The organism is Candidatus Glomeribacter gigasporarum BEG34 (assembly GCF_000227585.1).
Taxonomy (GTDB): Bacteria; Pseudomonadota; Gammaproteobacteria; order Burkholderiales; family Burkholderiaceae; genus Glomeribacter; species Glomeribacter gigasporarum_B.
Map to the genome: position 1 here is coordinate 1 of NZ_CAFB01000025.1, position 777 is coordinate 777.

At 56.2% G+C, this 777-nt stretch carries 1 protein-coding gene; it reads left to right on the forward strand.

Going from position 1 to position 777, the window contains the following annotated elements:
* On the forward strand, positions 1-777 hold a 777-nt coding region (nusA, locus tag CAGGBEG34_RS00460; protein ID WP_042687208.1), incomplete at both ends, for a transcription termination factor NusA.

Sequence of the window (777 nt, forward strand, 5' to 3'; positions counted from 1 at the left end):
TCAACTGATTCCGCGGGAAAATCTGCGCATTGGAGACCGGGTGCGCGCTTATCTTCTCAAGATTGACCGAAGCGCGCGCGGCCCGCAAATCGAACTGTCGCGCACTGCGCCTGAATTTCTGATTCAACTGTTTGAAATAGAAGTTCCAGAAATTGAACAGGGGCTGCTTGAAATCAAGTCAGCCGCGCGCGATCCGGGGATACGCGCGAAAATCGCCATCGTTGCGCACGATAAGCGCATTGACCCCATCGGCACGTGCGTGGGTATCCGAGGCTCGCGCGTGCAGGCAGTGCGCAATGAACTCGAAGGCGAAAATGTGGATATCGTGCTTTGGGCCGAAGACCCCGCGCAATTTGTGATTAATGCGCTTGCGCCCGCTGTTGTCCAGTCTGTGATGGTCGATGAAGAAACACATTCGATGGATGTCGTCGTCCATGACGATGAACTGGCCGTTGCAATCGGCCGCAACGGCCAGAACGTGCGTCTGGCGAGTGAACTGACGGGCTGGACGCTCAATATGATGACCCCGGCGGAATCCGCCGAAAAGCAGGCGCAAGAGCGTTCCATGCTGCGCGCGCTCTTTATGGAGCGTCTGAACGCCGATGAAGAAGTCGCCGGCGCGCTGATTGAAGAAGGGTTTAGCAGCCTTGAAGAAATCGCTTATGTGCCGCTTGGCGAAATGCTTGGCATCAGCGCGCTGGACGAAGACACGGTTCAGGAGTTACGCGCGCGTGCGCGCGATACATTGTTGACAATGGCAATTGCGGATGAAGAACA